The following is a 15,593-nucleotide window of genomic DNA, read 5'->3' as shown; positions in this document are numbered from 1 at the left end:
GCCGCACCTTTGTGCCGTTCGGCGCGCATCGCATTTGGGGGTGTATATCCCGTCCGCCCGATGGCGCGGTGCGGCGGTGGGGCGTACGACGGAAGGGCATGGGGTCCGACCACGGACCCCTCCCGCCCCACAGGAGGAGCCATGACCCAGCCCGGGACCATGACCGCGATGAGCAAGGCGATGCAGGACTGCGTCGAGGCGTGCATGTCCTGCCACACCGTGTGCGAGGAGACCATGAGCTCCTGCCTGCACATGGGCGGACAGGCCCAGATGCAGATCATGCGGGCCCTGATCGACTGCTCCGAGATGACCCGCATGTGTGCGGACATGATGATGCGCCGCTCGCCGATGTCGGCCGAGATGTGCGCGCTGTGCGCCAAGGCCTGTGACATGTGCGCCGAGGCGTGCATGTCCATGCCCGACGACGCGCAGATGATGCGCTGCGCCGAGTCCTGTCGCCGCTGCGCCGAGATGTGCCGCGCGATGGCGTGAGCCCCGCCGACGGGCCCTGGCGCCGCTCAGAGCAGCGGCGCCAGGGCCCGTCGCAGGTCGTCCGGTTCGCGGAAGTGCACGACGCTCATGCCGAGCGCTGCCGCCGTCTCGACGTTCTCCAGGGTGTCGTCCACGAACAGGCACCGGTCGAGCGGTACGCCCGCCAGATCGGCGGCGATGCGGTAGATCCGCGGGTTCGGCTTGACCAGCCCGACGCGGGCGCTACTGACGAGGTGGTCGGCGAGGTCGGACAGACCGAGGGCGTCCAGGTCGGCCTCCAGGGTCACCGGGGCGTTGCTGAGCAGGACCAGCGGCATCACGGTCCGGGCGCGGCGCAGCAGCGACACCACGGTGTCGTCGGCGTGGAAGGGCGCCTCGGCGAGCGCGGTGGCCAGTTCGAACGCCACCGGCTCGGGGGCGAGCCCGGCGAAGCCGGCCACCACCTCGTGCACCCACTCCTGCATGCCGATCCGGCCCAGCATCAGCGGATGGTCGGTCTCCGGCGCGAACGCCACCTTCATCGTGATGCCCTCGGCCAGCCCGGCGGCCCGTTCCAGCGCGGTCACCCGGGAGGCGTCGTAGAACCGGATCACGTTGTCGACGTCGCAGAGCACCGCGTCGAAGGGCCGCCGGCCCCGGGCGTCAGTCACCCGAGACCGTGACCTTCTCGTCGTTCTTCAGCTGCTCGACGAGGGTCTTCACCTTGTCCTTGTCCCACAGCAGGTTGCCGCCGGTGCTGCCCGCGAGCGGCATGTTCATCGACTTTCCGTCGCCGCCGCTGACGCCCTTCATCGCCCAGAACATGTCGGCCAGGTCGAACAGGCCCATCTCCTTGTCGACGATGAGCGAGTCGAGGCCGGCGCCCATGGTCGGGTACAGCTTGAAGGGGTTGAGGACCGTGCCCGGCGTGGCCACCTGGTTGGCGAGCGCGGCGAGGAACTTCTGCTGGTTCTTGGTGCGGTCGAGGTCGGAGCCCGCGAGCGCGTACCGGGTGCGGACGAACGCGAGGGCCTCCTCGCCGTTCAGGGTCTGCTTGCCCTTCTTGAAGTCCGCGCCGGACTTGGTGTCCTTGATGTCCTGCGGGATGTCCATCTCGACGCCGCCGACCGCGTCCACGATGTTCGCGAATCCGGCGAAACCGATCTCGACGTAGTGGTCGATGTGCAGCCCGGTGTTGAACTCGACCGTGCGGACCAGCAGTTCGGGGCCGTCCTCGGCGTACGCCGCGTTCAGCTTCACACGCCGGCCGGTGCCCTGGTACGTCTTGCCGGACTCGGAGCCGACGAACGTCGGGATCTCCACGTCCGAGTCGCGCGGCAGCGAGATCAGCGTCGGGGCGCCGCCGCCGGTGTGCAGGATCATCATCGAGTCCGTGCGCTTGCCCTCGGAGGAGCCGGTGTGCAGCGCCTTCTTCTGCTCGTCGGTCATGCCCTCACGGCTGTCGGAGCCGACGATGAGGTAGTTCGTGCCCTCGCCCGCCTCCGGTCTGTCGATCACCTTCGACAGGTCGACCTCGCGGTTGAGCTTGGAGTCGGCCCAGAAGTACGTGCCGACGAGCGTGACGACGAGCACGGTCACCACCGTGATCGACGTCACCTTGATGCGGCGCCGCCAGTTCGGCGCGGGCCGTGGCGCGCCCCCGCCGTAGCCGTCGCCCCCTCCGTCGGGGCCGCGGCCGCCCGGACTGCCGTAGACCTGGCCGGTGTTGTAACCGCTGTCGTAGGCGTCGTACTGGTCGTACCCGCCGTGTCCCTGCCCGTCGACGTACGACGGCTGCTGCGGGACTCCGTACGGCGGTGCCGACTGGCCGCCGGGCGGGACCCCCGGGCCGCGCCGCACCTGGCGCATCACGCGGGCACTTTCCGGCTGCGCGCCCGCGCTGCCGCTGCCGTACCGGGTGCCGCGGTTGTTGTCGGACCATCCCTGGGGCCAGTCATTCATGCGCCCCAGTGTGCAGGGCGCGGATATGTGCCTCACAAGGGGTGGCGGAAAATCACAGCGGTGCTGTTGCCAAGCTGACACAAAGTTCGCGGCCTCCGGCTCGGCATAAGGTGGAGGCCATGACAGACCAGGCCAGCGCCCCGGAGCCGGAAAACCCGGATGCTTCGGACATACCGGGTAAGCCCACTTCCGCGTCCCGGACCACTCTCAGCCACATCATGACCCACAACGACACGAACCTGCTGGGCACCGTGCACGGCGGCGTGATCATGAAGCTGGTCGACGACGCGGCGGGCGCGGTGGCCGGCCGGCACAGCGGCGGGCCCGCCGTCACCGCGTCCATGGACGAGATGGCCTTCCTGGAGCCGGTCCGCGTCGGTGACCTGGTCCACGTCAAGGCCCAGGTCAACTGGACCGGCCGGACCTCGATGGAGGTCGGCGTCCGGGTCCTCGCCGAGCGCTGGAACGAGTCCGCCCCGCCCACCCAGGTCGGCTCCGCCTACCTCGTCTTCGCCGCGGTCGACGCCGACGGCAAGCCCCGCCGGGTCCCGCCGGTCCTACCGGAGACGGAGCGCGACAAGCGCCGCTACCAGGAGGCCCAGATCCGCCGCACCCACCGCCTGGCACGCCGCCGGGCCATCATGGATCTACGGGCGAAGCGGGCGGCTCAGGGCTTCGAAGACTGAGCCGCCCCTACCGGCCGACAGCCCCCGGGCCGGGGGTCTGGCGGCCGGAGGTCTAGCGGGTCGGAGGTCTCGGGGGTCGGGAGTGTCGCGGGCGGAAGCCTCGTGGAAGTCGCGCCGACCGAACGCCTTACCGGCCGAGAGCCTCGCCGACCGAAAGCTCGGCGGGTCGAAGTCCGGCGAGCCGGAAGTCCCGTCGGCAGGCGCTCGCACCGAACGCGAGGCTCACCGGCCGGGAGTGCTTCCGGGTCGGAAGTGGCATTGGCCGGGGGCGGGGAGCCTGACGGGCCGGACGTGTCACGGGCCGGACGCCTCACTGGCCGGGAGTGCTTCCGGGTCGGAAGTGGCATTGGCCGGGGGCGGGGAGCCTGACGGGCCGGACGTGTCACCGGCCGGACGCCTCACCGGCCGGGAGTGCTTCCGGGTCGGAAGTCGTATTGGCCGGGGCCGGGGCCGGGAGCCTGACCGACCGGACGCGTCACCGGCCAGACATCATCGACCGGACGACGCGTCACCGGCCGGACACATCACCGACCGGACGACGCGTCAGCGGCCGGACACATCATCGACCGGACGACGCGTCACCGGACGGACGCCTGACCGGCCCCGAGTGCTTCGCCGGTCGCCGCGCGCTACGAGCACTTCACCTCGTCGCCCCGCACCACCCCGAACTCCCCCTCCCGGACGTCCGCCGCCTTGACCTTCCGCACCTGTCGGTAGTCCGTCCCGACGATCACCTTCAACGTCGGGCCCTGTCCCTTGACCGGACGCAGTTCGCTGCCGGGGAGGGCCGCCGCGAGGGACTTCGCCGAGCGGTCCCAGCGGGGGTCGTAGGCGACGACGGTCCGGCGTACGGAGCGGTTCGCGGCGTTCCTCGGCTGCCGGGTGGTGCGGAAGCCCGTCGCCGCGAGGGCGGCGTCGGCGCGGCGGGCGAGGCCCGGGGTCGTCGTACCGTTCTCGACCTGGACGCGGACCTGCTGGGGTGCCACGTCCACGCGCACCGACGTGTCCCGGGGGCGGTTCGCGGCCAGCGGCTTGTCCTCGCGCAGGGACTGGAAGAGGCGGCCGGACTTCACGGGGTCCCACTTCAGGGTCGAGCCGATGCCCTTCACCGCGTATCCCATCCGGCCGATGGGGACCGTCGCGAACTCCGAGGAGGACGGGGAGAAGTTGCGCATCGCCCGCCCCAGGTCGAGCAGTTCGTCCGTGCCGAAGCCCTTGTCCGCGCGCACCGAGCCGAGCACCGCCCGCGTCACGTCCCGGAACCTCATCGGGTTCAGCAGCACCCCGGACGAGGTCGACTGGTCGATCAGCGCGGCCAGGAAGTGCTGCTGGCGCTGCATCCGGCCGAGGTCGGACGCCCCGTCGACGTACCGGGCGCGGACGTACTGCAGGGCCTGGCCGCCGGAGAGCCGGTGCCTGCCGGCGGCGAGATTGAGACCGGTGTGCGAGTCCTTCAACGGGCGGGCGGTGCAGACCTGCACGCCGCCCAGCACGTCCACGGTCCGCATGAAGCTGGTGAAGTCGATCTCCAGATAGTGGTCGATCTTGACCCGTGTCATGTGCTCGACCGTCCGCACGGTCAGCTGCGGCCCGCCCTCCGCGTAGGCGGCGTTCAGCTTGACCGGATGCGCCGCGTGCGGCTTGCCGGTGTTGCGGTCGACGTGCGCCGGCAGCTCGGCGTAGGAGTCGCGCGGAAGGCTCACCACGCTGGCCCGTCCCCGGTCCTCCGAGATGTGCACGATCATGATCGTGTCGGTGCAGTGGCAGGGCGCCCCGCCGAGGCGGTACTTGCGCCGCTCGGCCTCGGAGATCTTGTCGCGGCCGTCGGTGCCGACCAGCAGCACGTTCATGCCGTGCCCGGCACGCGGCCGGTTCTTCATGTCCTTGAACGGGTCGATCCGCGAGATGCCCGCGTCCAGGCTGCTGACCACCGCGTGCCCGATCCCGGCCGAGGCGAGGATCACCACGGACAGCGTCGTCACCGCCCGCATGGCCCAGCGTGGCTTCTTCCGCCGTACGGGCGGACGCACCGCACGGCGGGGTTGCGGGCGGCGCTGCGGCCGTACCGGGGACCGAGGCGGCGAGGCGGGCATGGGTGGACCTCCGCTGGGGGCGCTGCGGCCGTACGTGGGATCATGAGCACCGTAGGCCCATACGATCTGTGGACCGCTGCACCGCCACGGGCGGGGCGGCTCGCTGTCCCCCGTTCGCGGTAACGTGAGCCCCCTATGAACGCCAATCCCGACGTGCAGCTCCCCGCCGTGTCCGTCATCATGCCCGTCCTCAACGAGGAGCGGCATCTGCGCGGCGCCGTCCACGCGATCCTCGCCCAGGAGTACGCCGGCGAGATGGAGGTCGTGATCGCCCTCGGCCCGTCCACGGACCGCACGGACGAGATCGCCGCCGAACTGGTCGCCGAGGACCCCCGTGTGCACACGGTCCCCAACCCGACCGGCCGGACCCCCGCCGCGCTGAACGCCGCGATCAAGGCCTCCCGGCACCCGATCGTGGTCCGCGTCGACGGCCACGGCATGCTCTCCCCGAACTACATCGCGACCGCCGTACGCCTCCTGGAGGAGACCGGCGCGCAGAACGTCGGCGGCATCATGCACGCCGAGGGCGAGAACGACTGGGAGCACGCGGTCGCCGCGGCGATGACGTCGAGGATCGGCGTCGGCAACGCCGCGTTCCACACCGGGGGACAGGCGGGGCCCGCCGAGACCGTGTACCTCGGCGTGTTCCGCCGCGCCGCCCTGGAGCAACAGGGCGGGTACAACGAGGAGTTCATCCGCGCCCAGGACTGGGAGCTGAACTTCCGCATCCGCGAGGCGGGCGGGCTGATCTGGTTCTCGCCCGAGCTGAAGGTGTCGTACCGCCCGCGGCCGAGCGTGCGGGCGCTGGCCAAGCAGTACAAGGACTACGGCCGCTGGCGGCACGTCGTCGCCCGCTACCACGCCGGCTCCATCAACCTGCGCTACCTCGCCCCGCCGACCGCTGTGTGCGCGATCGCGGCCGGGCTGGTCGTGGGCGCCGCGCTGACGCCGTGGGGGCTGGTGGTCCCCGGCGGCTATCTGGCGGCGATAGCCCTGGGATCCGTACCCGCGGGCAAGGGGCTGCCGCTGAAGGCCCGGCTGCAGATCCCCGTCGCCCTCGCGACGATGCACATGTCGTGGGGGTACGGCTTCCTGACCAGCCCCAGGTCCCTGGCGCGGCGGGTCATCGCCTCCCGCCGCCCGGCCGTGCGGGACTCCGCCACCGCGTGAGCGTGCGGGGGCGCGCCCGCCGGGCCCGCCCCCGCTGCGGCTACCAGCGGTAGGGCGCGTACACGTCCATGCACTGGCTGCGGTCCGACCCGTTGATCGCGCCCGCCGACTCGGGCACGTCCCCGGCCTCCGGCTCGGCCTGCTCCGGGTACGTCGTCCCGCTGCGCCAGTCGGCGCCCACGACGAGGGTGACCCCGGTGACGTCGGTCGACCTGCGCACCGAACTCGCCGGGATCCCGAGGGACTCGGCGACCCGCCGGGCGTCGCCCTCCAGTTCGGCGCTCGGGTAGCGCACGACCGTCTTCTCCGCGGACAGCCCGATCGTGGTGTCCGCCGCCGCCCGGGTGAAGCCCTTCCCCACCAGGGCCCCGGCCAGCGCGCTCGCCCGGCCGTCGACCGCGCCCTCGGCGTCGGTGCGGGTGGCGTTCTGCACCAGGACGCCGATCTCGGCGTCGTCCGCGGCGGGGTCGGCGGACGCCTTCTCCTTGCTCCCGTCCGTGTTCCGGGGTTTCTTGGCGGTGGCCTTGCCGTTCTTGTCGAAGGCCACGTCGTCCCGGATCATCGACCAGATCTTCTCGGCGTCCGCGTCGGCCGGCAGCAGATGGTTGGCGTTCTGCGGGTCGACCTTCGTCGGCATGGTCGTCATGGTGATGCGGTTCGTCGGCACCGTCTTCAACTGCATGGCGAGGTCGTACAGCTGCTTGACCGTGCCGATCTCCTCCGACACCTTCAGCGCCTCGGTGGCCGTCTCGGCGAGGTCCATCAGCCGGGTGGTGTCCGTGAAGACGTTCTGCTGCTTCAGGGTGCGGATCATCGAGTTCATGTACATGTGCTGGGCCTTGGCCCGGCCCACGTCGCTGTAGAAGGCGTGCCGGGTGCGCAGCCACTGCAGTGCCTGCTTGCCCTGCACCTTCTGCCTGCCGGACTCCAGCTTCAGTCCGGAGCCGCCGGGGACGCCGGGCAGCGGGCGGTCCCACACGTTCTGTTCCACACAGACCTCGACGCCGCCGACCGCGTCGGCCATGCTCACCACACCCGCGAAATCGATCATCATCCAGTGGTCGATGTAGACCCCGGTGAGGTTCTCCCAGGTGGCCAGCGTGCAGCCGGCGCCGCCGCGGGCGAGGGACTCGTTGATGATCCGGTTGGTCGCCGGGTGGGTGTCGCCGGTCTCCGGGTCCGTGCACTCGGGTATGTCGACCCGGGTGTCACGCGGAATGCTCACCACGGAGGCGCTCTCGCGGTCCGCGGAGAGGTGGATCAGCATCTGCACGTCCGCGAGCGGCTTGCTGCCGACGCTGCTCCTGCTGCCGCCGAGTTTCAGGTTCGCCGCCGAGTTCCGGCTGTCGGAGCCGATCACCAGGATGTTCAGCGGTGTCTGCCCGGCCGCGTTCGGCTGCGGCTTCTCGGCCTTGGAGTCGCCGTTGCTGCGTCGGCCGGTCTCCAGGTTGTCGTTGAGGTGCCGGTAGTAGAGGTAGCCCGCTCCCGCGGTGCCGAGTATGACCACCGACAGCACCGTCGCCGACCAGCGCAGCACACGCCGTCTGCGTGGGCTGCGCGCGGTGCCGCGACGCCCCCCGTCGCCGTGCCGTCCGCCGTCGTGCCGCCCGCGGCCGTTCGCCGCGTCCTTGAACTGCTCGTCCCGCGTGGTGAGGGACCCCGTGCCCTCGTCCTCCACCACGGGCACGTCTTTGCGCACACCTGTCTGCGCCACCTGCCTGCCCTCCCACCCCTGCGCCTTCATCAGTGAGTCCGCCCCGCGCCAAGTCAGACGCGCGACGGACCCTTTGGGTTACCCCCCAATTCACTACTCGGCGCACACGACCTTGTCCGCCGTGGACTTCTCGACGTCCGGCGCCTTCGTCGGAGCGGTGAGTGAGACGCCCGCACCCTTGAAGTCCTTGCCCAGCGTCAGCGTCATCGTGGGCAGGCCCTGGGAGTTCAGGACGCTTTCGCCGGGCTTCATCGCGGACCCGGACAGGCCCAGGATGTCGGCCAGTCTGCGCGCCTGGTCCGCCTGGTCGGGGGCGTACTCCAGGGTGGTCTTGCTCAGTTCGGCGTCGGCGTTGCCCGCGTTCTCGGACTTCGTGACGCCCTCGTCGTTCTGCAGCCAGGTGAGGGTCGCCGAGGCGCTGCCTCCCGGAGCGCCGCCGTTGAGAATCCGCACCCGCACCTCGGACGGGTCGGCCCTGGTGCCCTTCAACCGGGCGGCCACCTCGGCCTTCTCCTTGGCCTTCTCCTCGGCCTTCTGCTGCTTGACCTCGGTGAACGAGACGTCGTTCTTGATGGCCTCGAAGACCGCGGGCGCCATCGCAGCGTTGACCACGACGGTCGTCTTCACCGTCTCGGTCGGGTTGTCGAGGACCGGCACGGTGGTGAAGGTCAGGTTCTTGGTGTCGAGCTTGCCCAGCTCCAGACCGAGGTCCTTGAGCTTGCCGATGCTGTCGAGCTGGGAGTCGACGGTCAGCGCCTTGGTGCCCGCCTCGGCCAGCTTCAGCATCTTCGAGGGATCGGTGAGCGTGTCGTTGGACTTCAGCTTGCGCATCAGCGCGCTGAGGAACTGCTGCTGGAGGTTGATCCGGCTCAGGTCGCCGCCGGTGCCGACGGAGTGCCGGGTGCGGACGAAGGCGAGCGCCTGCTCGCCCGCGATGGTGTGCGTGCCGGCCGTCAGGTCGAGCTTGGAGTCCGGGTCGTCGATGTCCTTGCCCAGGCACACCTCTACGCCGCCCACCGCCGTGGTCAGCGTCTTCACCGCGTTGAAGTCGGCGACCATGAAGTTGTCCGGCTTGATCCCGGTCAGCTCGGTGACCGTGCGCATCGTGCAGGACGGCGTACGTCCGCCCTGGCCGAGGCTGGTGTTGAAGCGGACGCCGGTCGAGCCGGGGATCACCTCGGTGCTGCCGTCCTCCTGGGTGGTCGGGCAGTCCGGGATGTCCACGATGAGGTCGCGGGGGATGCTCAGCGCGGTGGCGTTGGAGCGGTCCTTGGAGACGTGCAGCAGGATCGTCGTGTCGGCATGGCCGGGGCTGCCCGCGTCGCCGTAGGACTCGTTGCCCGCGCCGGTGCGCTTGTCGGTGCCGATCAGCAGGATGTTGATGGCCTTGTCCTTCTGGAAGCCACCGGTGCTGGCACCGTCGTCGGCGACGGAGGTGATGTTGTCGTTGAGGTGCTCGATGTAGAGGTATCCGGCGCCCGCCGCCGCGACGAGGACGAACGCCAGGGTGCCGCCGGTCCACAGCACGGCCTTCTTCGCCTTGGTCTTCTTGGCGGGCCGGCGGCCGCGCCGGCCGGGCGGGGGTTCGGCGGGCGCGCCGCGTCGCCTGCGCGGCCCCGGCACCTCGCCGTCCGGCGCCTCCTGCTGCTCACGGGCGGGGCCCGGCCTGCGGGCGCGGGGTGCTCCGCCGGAGCCGCGGGTGCCTGCCCGGCGCGGACCGGGAACCCTCGACTGCGGTGCGGAAGGGCTCAGTCGCAGTTCGTATTCGCCGGTGTTCGGATTGAGTACCCACTGGTCTGCGGGGTCGATGTTCTCCGCCCGCCCACGGCCTTGCGCGTCCACGGTTGCCTGAATCCTCCGTCGGGGCCACGCGGCGCCTTCCCCCTCGAGGCGCTCGGTCTCGTACAAACCACGTAACACAGTGCGCGACCCCGGAAATGGACCGCGTGGCCGGGGGTCAGGTGCACGAAGCGCTCACACTATCCGCCCAGTTCGATGTCGAGCGACGACGGTGACGGATTCCACGTCCCTACAACTGGGCAATCCGCCCATTTCCTGGAACGAAAGTTTGCCGAGCCCGCTCGCGCTTCACTCGCAGCCGTCCTCGACGGCGGTTTTTCCGCTGAATGTGGGGGCCGGAGACGGGGGTGACAGAACGGAACGGGCGTACTCCCCGTAACCGAACGACTGCGCATCCGCACCATTGGCGCCCTCGTACGCGCTTGCGGTGGAATTGAGCGCGGCTTTTCCGGAGACCTGCACCGGTGCGTCGGAACGCAAGCGTTCGAACAATTGCTCGGCCGCGGGCTCCATCAACTGGTCGCGATTGACATTGCGGGCGTACGACTCCCGCGGCACCGTCAGGAACTGCACCCGTTCGGTGGGGATGTCACGCAGGCCGCGGACAAGATCGTACAAACCGCGCAGACTCGCCAGTCCCGGGTCCGTGGTGAGCGCCGAGGTGGCCGCGTCCAGAACCGGGTAGAGCTTCACGGGGTTCAGCAGTACGTCGTTGCTGCGCAGCTTCTGCACCAGGGCCGCGAGGAATTGCTGCTGGCGGTCCATCCGGTCGGTGTCGCTGCCGTTGCCGAGGGACTTGCGGGCGCGGACGTAGCCGAGGGCCTTCTCGCCGTCGAGCGTCACGGGGCCCGCGGGCAGCCGCAGCTTGGCCTCCTTGTCGACGATCGGCTCGGCCACGCAGATCCGTACGCCGCCGACGGCGTCGACCAGCTTCTTGAACCCGCTGAAGTCGACGACCACGTGATGGTCGATGCGGATGTCCGTCATCCGCTCGACGGTGCGGATGGTGCAGGCCGAACCGCCCGTCTCGAAGGCGTAGTTGAACATCGCGAACATCGGCTCGGTGCGGCGGCCGTCCGGGCGCAGGCAGCTGGGGACGTCCACCATCAGGTCACGGGGGATGGAGACGGCGGTGGCGCTGCGGCGCCCGGCCGACAGGTGCAGCAGGATGGTCGTGTCGCTCCGCTCGGTCCCGGAGTCCCGCCCGTACTTGCCGTTGTCCTCCCCGGCCCGGGAGTCCGACCCGATGAGCAGGATGTTCTGCGCGCCCCGCACCAGCGCGGTGGGCCGCTCCCGCTCGTAGCGCGCGAGCTCCGCGGCCGCGGCCTCGTCGGGCGTGATGTTCCGGTCGAGCTTCGTATAGACGACCCACCCGGCGACCAGCGCGCCGGCCAGCACCCCCGCGATCCCCGCCGTCCCGCCCCACGTCCAGCGCCGACGGCGCCTGCGTATGAGCCCGTCGCCGGTCGCCGACGCTCCGGCGCCCGGTCCCAGAGCCACCGCCGGCGTCTCGTCGTCCGGACCTCCGGATGGCACGACTGCGGTGTCCCTCACGACGGAATCCACCCCTCATGGAGTACGAGCGTGTACGAACGGTCGGAGCGTGTCGCGCTGCTCTTACTGCTGTTACGACCATGACCCGGATGGGGTGGGGACGCGGGTGGGGGTGAGCCGATCGGGTGACGCGGGAGTGTCGGACGCAGGGTCGCCGAGGCCCGGCCGGACCTGCCCCCAGCGGGCTTCTCGCCGAGGGCTGACCGACCGGCCCCGGTGGGTGGTTTTGCGGGGTCCGGCCGGAGTGGTTCTGGTGGGGGGTTTGCCGGGGTCTGGCCGGGGTGGTTCTGGTGGGGGGTTTGCCGGGGTCTGGCCGGGGTGGTTCTGGTGGGGGGTTTGCCGGGGTCTGGCCGGGGTGGTTCTGGTGGGGGGTTTGCCGGGGTCTGGCCGGGGTGGTTCTGGTGGGGGGTTTGCCGGGGTCTGGCCGGGGTGGTTCTGGCGGGCGGTCTCGCCGAGGCCCGGCCGGAGCGGTCCTAGCGGGCCGTCGCGGTGACGCGCTCGGACTCGATCCGCCTGGCCAGCGACTCGCCGTCGAGCCGGTCCAGGTTCCGGCACAGCACCACCGAGCCGCCGATGGAGAGCGGCGCGTACAGGCCGGCGCTCAGGCCCTCCCAGGTGTCGTACGGCAGCGCGCTCAGGATCCGCGATCCGGGCCCCGTCAGATCCAGGCCAGGTGCGTCGGCGCCCGCCCGCTCCACGACCTCGGCCCCGGTGTACTCGGCCCCGGCGACGATCAGCGCGGGCGCCTCCGGGTCCGCCGGCGCGTACGGCACGAACCGGTCGCCGTGACTCGGCACGTCCACGGCGTAGTCGGCGTACCCCTCGGGCGGCGTCGGGAAGCGCCGGCCCAGCGGCGCCAGCGACAGCGCGTACCGCTCGCCGCGGCAGGCGAGGCCGTCCTCGAACCGGCCGGGCCCGGCCACGACGTGGTCCGCCCGCGCCGGATCGCCGTCCATGTCCGCGAGGACTCCCACCGACGAACACGCCAGCAGCCACACCGCGGTCTGCCAGTGCGCGGGCAGCAGCAGCGCGATGCGGTCGCCGGGCTCGGCCGACAGTCCGTCCTGGATCAGGTTCGCTGTCTTGGCCACCCAATTGGCGAAGGTGGCCACGGACAATTCGACCCGTTCTCCGGTGGCGTCGTCGTAGAACGTGAGCAGGGGGCGCGCGGGGTCCGCGGCGAGCGCGGAACGCAGCAGGTCGGCAGGGGTGCGATCGGTGGCGTTCACCCGCGCAAGCGTACGCGCGCGGCCGGTCGCGCATCGAGCGGCGGGGCCACCGGATCGGGCGAACGCGCCCGGACGGAGCGTCAATTCCCCGATGGACAGATATGCATGGCTATGTCCAGGATCAGGAGCATGCGTAGACACCTTGCTTCCTCCATCGGCGTGACCTGCGCGGCCGCCCTCGCCCTGCCGCTGACCCTGCCCACGACGAACGCGAACGCGATATCCGGACCGGACGCGCGAGCGAGGACGAAGACCGTCGAGCGGACCGTGCCGCCCGGTGTCCCCGGCAACACCCAGTCGCTCCCCCTGGTCCCCCTGGCCGATGAGCGCGCCACGGGCGCACCCGCCGAACAGGGCCTGCCCCGCAAGGACGTACGGCCGTTCTCGCTCGTCGGCGTCGTCTGGGACGACCCCGGCACCGAACTGCACGGCCGCGTCCAGGTCCGTACCCGCGCCGCCGGAACCGGCGCCTGGTCCGACTGGCAGGACGTCGAGACCCACAACGCCGAGCACGCACCCGACCCCGGTACTCCCGAAGCCGCCTCCGACCGCCTGCGCGGCGCCACGGCACCGCTGTGGGTGGGGGACTCGGACGGCGTGGAGATACGCGTCCGGCCCGAGAGCTCCGCGCGCACCGCCGCCCCGCTGCCCGCCGGCCTCCGCCTCGAACTCGTCGACCCGGGCAGCGCGGTCCCCGACCGTGCGGGTGCGGCTACGGGCGAGGGTGCCGGTGCCGACGAGGGTGCGGGTGCGGGTGCCGACGAGCGTGCCGAGGCCGGAGACCCCCCGCTCAACGGTCCCCTGAGCGCCGAGACGACCGCCTCCTCGGCGGTCAACGTCCCGCTCGCGCCGCTCGGCGCCACCAAGATCCCGGAGTTGAACCAGGCGGACACCGAGGACGAGCTGGTCGTGCTGCGCCCCCCCGAACTGACCGAGGAACAGCTGGCCGATCCGCACATCGGCCCGCGCCCGGGCATCACCACCCGGCGAGGCTGGGGCGCCGACGAGAGCCTGCGCGAGAAGGGCTTCCTGTACACGAAGTCGGTCAAGGCGGCCTTCGTGCACCACACCGCCACCGGGAACAACTACACCTGCGCACAGGCCCCGTCCGTCATCCGCAGTATCTACCGCTACCACGTGGTGAGCATGGGCTGGCGGGACATCGGCTACAACTTCCTCCTCGACAAGTGCGGAAACATCTACGAGGGGCGCGCCGGGGGCGTGGCGAACGCGGTCATGGGCGCTCACACCCTCGGCTTCAACGACGACAGCATGGGGATCGCCGTTATCGGCACGTTCAACTCCACGTCACCGTCGGAGACAACGGTGAAGGCCATCGCGCAGTTGGCGGCCTGGAAGCTCGGCCTGTTCGGAGCGGATCCCGGAGCCAAGACCTACCTGAAGTCCGGGGGTGGCAACCTCTTCAAAAAGGGTACGAACGTGCGACTGAATGTGATCTCGGGCCATCGGGACGGTTTCGCGACGGACTGCCCAGGCAAGCTCCTGTACGGCAAGCTCGGAGCGATCCGTGAGCATGCGTCACGCTTCCAGGGGCGGCTCTGAGAGCCGGGAGCGTGTCGTGAGGCCGGGGCGTGCGGCGGGGGGGCGTGCGAAAGGGCGCATTCGACGGACGTGTTCGGCACAGATGCGCAGCGGGCGCACTTGGCGGACCCATGGGGCGGACATGTTCAGGGGAGGGCTTTCGGTGAGGGCGTACTGCCGTCGAAGGCACCGGACATCGGTCTGCATACACTGGCCGGCCGAAGGACACTTCGGCCGGTCCCGGCAGGAAGCAGAGACGACAGGTGACAGAAGCGATCCTCCTGGTCGGCGGCAAGGGCACCCGGCTGCGCCCAGTCACGGTGCACACGCCGAAGCCGATGATCAGGGCGGCGGGGGTGCCGTTCCTCACGCACCAGTTGGCGCGTGCCAGGGCGGCGGGCGTGGAGCACATCGTGCTCGCCACGTCCTATCTGGCGGAGGTCTTCGAGCCGCACTTCGCGGACGGCTCGTCGCTGGGACTGCACATCGAGTACGTCACGGAGGAGGAGCCGCTCGGCACGGGCGGCGCGATCCGGAACGTGGCGTCGCGGCTGCACTCCGGGCCTGACGATCCGATACTCGTCTTCAACGGGGACATCCTGACGGGGCTGGACATCAGGGCGCTGGTGCGCACGCACGAGACGACGGGGGCGGACGTCTCCCTGCACCTGACGCAGGTGACGGATCCGCGGGCGTACGGGCTGGTGCCGACGGACGAGACGGGGCGGGTGACGGCGTTCCTGGAGAAGCCGCAGACGCCGGAGGAGATCGTCACCGACCAGATCAACGCGGGGGCGTACGTCTTCCGCCGCTCGGTCATCGACACCATTCCGGTGGGCAGGCCGGTATCGGTCGAACGAGAGACCTTCCCGGACCTGCTGTCGGCGGGGGCGCACCTGCAGGGGATGGTCGACTCCACGTACTGGCTGGACCTGGGGACGCCGGCCGCGTTCGTGCGCGGCTCGGCGGACCTGGTGCTGGGCCGGGCGCCGTCCCCGGCGGTGCCGGGGCGTTGCGGCGACCGCCTCGTCCTTCCCACGGCGACGGTGGCGCCGGACGCGAAACTGGCCGGCGGCACGGTGGTGGGCGAGGGGGCGTTCGTCGCCGGGGGCGCGCGGGTCTTCGGCAGCACGATCCTGCCGGGCGCGGTCATCGAGCCCGGCGCGGTGATCACCGACTCCCTGATCGGGACCCGCGCCCGCATCGGCCAACGCTCCGTCCTCACCGGGACGGTCATCGGCGACGGCGCGGTCATCGGTCCGGACAACGAGCTCCGCGAGGGGGCTCGCGTGTGGTGCGACGCGCGTATTCCGGGGGGCGCGGTGCGGTTCTCTTCGGATCAGTAGAGGGCTGGTCGGGCGCGGGGGCCGGG

At 70.9% G+C, this 15,593-nt stretch carries 12 protein-coding genes; 5 read left to right on the top strand and 7 right to left on the bottom strand.

The features are described from left to right. The first annotated feature begins 141 nt into the window (after nt 1-141). Nucleotides 142-492 carry a four-helix bundle copper-binding protein gene (locus tag IPT68_RS14760; protein ID WP_189700362.1) on the top strand — a complete coding sequence of 117 codons (351 nt, stop codon included), beginning with the start codon at nt 142-144 and terminating at the stop codon, nt 490-492. A 26-nt stretch (nt 493-518) separates the two neighbouring features. Here the strand turns inward: IPT68_RS14760 and IPT68_RS14755 are convergent, their stop codons facing one another. Together IPT68_RS14755 and IPT68_RS14750 are read right to left on the bottom strand one after the other, a co-directional pair. After that, entirely contained in the window at nt 519-1,142 is a 624-nt protein-coding gene (locus IPT68_RS14755; RefSeq protein WP_189700361.1) for an HAD family hydrolase, read from the bottom strand. Further along, nucleotides 1,135-2,433, bottom strand: coding sequence for an LCP family protein (locus IPT68_RS14750; protein ID WP_189700360.1), 1,299 nt, complete (start codon nt 2,431-2,433; stop codon nt 1,135-1,137). Before IPT68_RS14750 ends, IPT68_RS14755 begins: the two co-directional genes overlap by 8 nt. A 119-nt stretch (nt 2,434-2,552) precedes the next feature. On the opposite strand from IPT68_RS14750, the gene IPT68_RS14745 reads away from it, so the two are divergent. Further along, the gene (locus IPT68_RS14745) at nt 2,553-3,119 is read left to right on the top strand and encodes an acyl-CoA thioesterase (RefSeq protein ID WP_189700359.1); all 567 of its coding nucleotides are present in this window, start codon (nt 2,553-2,555) and stop codon (nt 3,117-3,119) included. Nucleotides 3,120-3,748: 629 nt separating this feature from the next. On the opposite strand, the gene IPT68_RS14740 is transcribed toward IPT68_RS14745, so the two are convergent. Then, nucleotides 3,749-5,212, bottom strand: a complete 1,464-nt coding sequence (locus tag IPT68_RS14740) for an LCP family protein (protein ID WP_189700358.1) — start codon at nt 5,210-5,212, stop codon at nt 3,749-3,751. Between the two features lie 135 nt (nt 5,213-5,347). On the opposite strand from IPT68_RS14740, the gene IPT68_RS14735 reads away from it, so the two are divergent. Continuing rightward, complete coding sequence (locus IPT68_RS14735; protein WP_189700357.1) at nt 5,348-6,382, top strand: glycosyltransferase family 2 protein; 1,035 nt, start codon at nt 5,348-5,350, stop codon at nt 6,380-6,382. A 40-nt stretch (nt 6,383-6,422) separates the two neighbouring features. On the opposite strand, the gene IPT68_RS14730 is transcribed toward IPT68_RS14735, so the two are convergent. The 4 genes from IPT68_RS14730 to IPT68_RS14715 form a co-directional block, all read right to left on the bottom strand. Further along, on the bottom strand, nt 6,423-8,126 hold the full coding sequence (locus IPT68_RS14730) for an LCP family protein (protein WP_189700356.1): 1,704 nt from the start codon (nt 8,124-8,126) through the stop codon (nt 6,423-6,425). A gap of 63 nt (nt 8,127-8,189) precedes the next feature. Then, the gene (locus tag IPT68_RS14725; RefSeq protein ID WP_189700355.1) at nt 8,190-9,938 is read right to left on the bottom strand and encodes an LCP family protein; all 1,749 of its coding nucleotides are present in this window, start codon (nt 9,936-9,938) and stop codon (nt 8,190-8,192) included. A gap of 246 nt (nt 9,939-10,184) precedes the next feature. After that, the gene (locus IPT68_RS14720; protein WP_189700354.1) at nt 10,185-11,432 is read right to left on the bottom strand and encodes an LCP family protein; all 1,248 of its coding nucleotides are present in this window, start codon (nt 11,430-11,432) and stop codon (nt 10,185-10,187) included. A gap of 491 nt (nt 11,433-11,923) precedes the next feature. Beyond that, on the bottom strand, nt 11,924-12,679 hold the full coding sequence (locus IPT68_RS14715) for a TIGR03089 family protein (protein ID WP_189702297.1): 756 nt from the start codon (nt 12,677-12,679) through the stop codon (nt 11,924-11,926). Nucleotides 12,680-12,790: 111 nt separating this feature from the next. On the opposite strand from IPT68_RS14715, the gene IPT68_RS14710 reads away from it, so the two are divergent. Together IPT68_RS14710 and manB are read left to right on the top strand one after the other, a co-directional pair. Continuing rightward, a complete protein-coding gene (locus IPT68_RS14710; RefSeq protein ID WP_189702300.1) occupies nt 12,791-14,242 on the top strand; it encodes a peptidoglycan recognition protein family protein in 1,452 nt (483 codons plus the stop codon). A gap of 242 nt (nt 14,243-14,484) precedes the next feature. Then, nucleotides 14,485-15,567, top strand: coding sequence for a mannose-1-phosphate guanylyltransferase (gene manB / locus IPT68_RS14705; RefSeq protein ID WP_189702296.1), 1,083 nt, complete (start codon nt 14,485-14,487; stop codon nt 15,565-15,567). Nucleotides 15,568-15,593 lie beyond the last annotated feature (26 nt).

The organism is Streptomyces chromofuscus (assembly GCF_015160875.1).
In the GTDB taxonomy this organism is placed as follows: Bacteria; Actinomycetota; Actinomycetes; order Streptomycetales; family Streptomycetaceae; genus Streptomyces; species Streptomyces chromofuscus.
The sequence above is the reverse complement of the archived record's forward strand: the minus strand, read 5'-3'. Positions and strand labels throughout refer to the sequence as shown.

Excerpts from the sequence above, each read along its gene's own strand:
- IPT68_RS14730 (WP_189700356.1), bottom strand. The coding sequence starts at position 8,126 with ATGAAGGCGCAGGGGTGGGAGGGCAGGCAGGTGGCGCAGACAGGTGTG.
- IPT68_RS14750 (WP_189700360.1), bottom strand. The coding sequence starts at position 2,433 with ATGAATGACTGGCCCCAGGGATGGTCCGACAACAACCGCGGCACCCGG.
- IPT68_RS14740 (WP_189700358.1), bottom strand. The coding sequence starts at position 5,212 with ATGCCCGCCTCGCCGCCTCGGTCCCCGGTACGGCCGCAGCGCCGCCCG.
- IPT68_RS14760 (WP_189700362.1), top strand. The coding sequence starts at position 142 with ATGACCCAGCCCGGGACCATGACCGCGATGAGCAAGGCGATGCAGGAC.
- IPT68_RS14735 (WP_189700357.1), top strand. The coding sequence starts at position 5,348 with ATGAACGCCAATCCCGACGTGCAGCTCCCCGCCGTGTCCGTCATCATG.
- IPT68_RS14745 (WP_189700359.1), top strand. The coding sequence starts at position 2,553 with ATGACAGACCAGGCCAGCGCCCCGGAGCCGGAAAACCCGGATGCTTCG.
- IPT68_RS14710 (WP_189702300.1), top strand. The coding sequence starts at position 12,791 with ATGTCCAGGATCAGGAGCATGCGTAGACACCTTGCTTCCTCCATCGGC.